Here is a 2,650-nt window from a genome sequence, read left to right as displayed (position 1 = left end):
TGCGGATTTCAGATTAACGGGACATCGATTCCGGTAAATCCCGGACAGTCGTTTCACTAAATCGCGGACAGTCTCGCGGGATTGACTTTCGTTCGCCTGGTTGATGTCATTGGTTATTGATTTCGGCGTTTTACGCTTCGGTCAAGAGCGGTCTTGGTTTTTGCTTCCTCATGCTGTCTCCCTCGAGCGCAATTCGATGGGCGTTATGGACGATACGATCGAGGATGGCGTCAGCGATCGTTGGTTCGCCGATCATCTCGTGCCACTGCGCGACGGGAAGCTGGGCGGTGATCAGAGTGGATTTCCGGCGGTAGCGCTCTTCGAAGATTTCCAGGAGATCGAGCCGCTGCTGATCGCTGAGCGCGTGGGTTCCCCAGTCATCAAGGATGAGTAATTGAACACGCGCGAGCTTGTCGACCAATCGGGGAAACCGCCCGTCGAGGCGCGCTAGCGCCAAATCCTCGAAGAGACGGGGCATGCGGACATAGAGAACGGAATAATCGAGGCGGGCCGCTTGCCGTCCGATGGCGCAGGCGAGCCATGTTTTGCCCGTTCCCGTTTGTCCGGTCAGGATCAAGTGCTCATGGGCCTTGAGCCATTCGCCTTGGGCAAGCGAGAGGAGCTGTCGGCGGTCGAGGCCGCGAGGGGCGGCGAAGTCGATGTTCTCGATGCAAGCATCGGGGAAACGCAGTTTGGCGATTGCAAGCCGGTTGGTCAGTCGCTTGTCGCCGCGCACGGCCATCTCCCGATCAAGCATCAGGCCGAGCCATTCATCGCGGTTGAGATCGCTGCCCTCAGGTTGATTGGCCAGGTCGCGATATGCTGCCGCCATGCCGGATAGGCCGAGCGCATGCATCTGGTCGAGGGTTGGATGTGTGAGCATGTGAGTATCTTCCTTTCTTCACTGGTAATAGGAGCTGCCGCGGATGTTGCCATGCATCGGGGTGGGCTTGACTGGCTCAGCACCAGGCGGGGCCTGATCGAGACCGGATTTGAGGATGGTGCTGACGGAGGAATAGCTGAGCGCATTGATCGTCAGTGCCCGATCGCACGCCGCTTCCAGACGCTCGGGGCCGTACCGGCGCGCGAGCGATAGAACGCCTTGAGCGGCGCGGTATCCCTGCTGAGGATGAGGTCTATCGCGCATCAGCCGCTCGATCAGGATTGCAGCGTTGCGGCCAATCTTTGCAGCTTGCTTGATGAGGCTCGCAGGCGTCGTGTTGGCATAATGCTGATGTGTCTTCGGCATATGCTCGTTGACGGTGACATGACCGCCCCGCTGCGACGTCCGGCGGTGGCTGGCGACACGTTGGTGATCATGGAGGATCTCGACGATCCGGCTTGTAAGCCGGACATCGACCTGGCGGCCGATCAGGCGGTGCGGCACGGAATAGAAGGCCTTGTCGACCTCGACATGGTAGTCGGGATGAACCTTTGCCGACTTCCATTCGGAATATTCGAATGGCGTTGCCGGCAAGGGCGCAAGCGCGTCTTGCTCGATCTCCTCGAAGAGCTGCCGGCGGGATTTGCCAACCCGGCGCATCGGCCGGCTATTGAGATCGTCGAGAAGCTGGCTGATCCGCACGTTGAGATCGACAAGGCTGAAGAAACGGTCGTTTCTCAGCCGCGCCAGGATCCAGCGCTCGACGATGAGAACGCTGCCTTCGACCTTGGCCTTGTCCTTCGGCCGTTTCGGACGGGTCGGCAGGATCGTCGTGTCGTAATGCTCGGCGAATGCCGCAAAAGTGGCGTTGATGGTCGGCTCGAACCACAAGGGCTTGGCAACGCCGGCCTTGAGGTTGTCGCAGACGATGGCTTTCGTCACGCCACCGAAGAAACCCAGCGCCAGCTGCTGACCCTCGATCCAGTCGGGCAACCGTTGAGTGAAGCTTGCATAGGCGAAGGTGTACAAGGAGGCTGGCAGAACCGCGACGAAAATCTGCGCCAGCCGGATTTCGCCCGTCACCGGATCGATCACCGGGACGGTTTGGCCGGCGTAGTCGGTCTGCATCGCCGCGCCGGCAGTGTGGCGATTGCGGAAGGTGGCGCTGGCGCGCTGCTCGAAAGCGGCAAACCGCTCGCAGAACCACGTGTATCCGTAACCGTTGGGGTGCCGTTCGCGATATTCCTGCCACAACAGCGTCAGTGTCACGCCCTTCCGCTTCAATTCACTGGCGATCTTGCCCCAGTCGGGTTCGTGCATGTCCTGGGGCGGACGGCCGCGACGATGGAACAGGCGCCGCTGCAGAATGCCATCATCGTCCAGCCCAGGCGGTAACGGCCAGCCCGTCAGCCCGGCCTCACGCGCCCGCAGCAGGTAGGTCGAAATGGTCGTTTTGCTGATCTTCAACCGTTCCGATATCGCACGAACCGAAAGCCCCTGTTCGTGCGTCAGTCGCAATATCGATCGAATGTCCTTCACGTCAGTAAGTCTCACCTGCTTCCGTCTCGCCATTCATCAGCCCCTCGTTCAAATCGAGGTCCAGAATGGCAAAACGGCGCGTGCGAAAGTCGATCTTTTTGCCGAAAGACTGTCCGGGATTTACCGGAATCGCTGTCCGGGAATTAGCGGAAATGCTGTCCCGGATTTAGTGAAATCGCTGTCCGGGATTTAATGGAATCCCTGTCCGCGAATTACCGAAACCCGCAA

The 2,650-nt window shown here is 59.6% G+C and carries 2 protein-coding genes; both read right to left on the bottom strand.

Annotation, left to right across the window (positions count from 1 at the left end; genetic code table 11):
- Positions 1-130: 130 nt before the first annotated feature.
- Positions 131-883 (bottom strand): IS21-like element helper ATPase IstB, encoded by a 753-nt coding sequence (istB, locus tag AKG12_RS28945; protein ID WP_027677343.1) that lies wholly within the window; start codon positions 881-883, stop codon positions 131-133.
- Between the two features lie 18 nt (positions 884-901).
- Positions 902-2,455, bottom strand: coding sequence for an IS21 family transposase (gene istA, locus AKG12_RS28940; RefSeq protein ID WP_052821462.1), 1,554 nt, complete (start codon positions 2,453-2,455; stop codon positions 902-904).
- Between the last annotated feature and the right edge of the window lie 195 nt (positions 2,456-2,650).

The sequence above is a fragment of the Agrobacterium sp. SUL3 genome, from assembly GCF_001263295.1.
Taxonomy (GTDB): Bacteria; Pseudomonadota; Alphaproteobacteria; order Rhizobiales; family Rhizobiaceae; genus Agrobacterium; species Agrobacterium tomkonis.
Note: the sequence above shows the minus strand (reverse complement) of the source record. Positions and strands in the feature narration are given on the sequence as shown.

Excerpts from the sequence above, each read along its gene's own strand:
- istB (WP_027677343.1), bottom strand. The coding sequence starts at position 883 with ATGCTCACACATCCAACCCTCGACCAGATGCATGCGCTCGGCCTATCC.
- istA (WP_052821462.1), bottom strand. The coding sequence starts at position 2,455 with ATGGCGAGACGGAAGCAGGTGAGACTTACTGACGTGAAGGACATTCGA.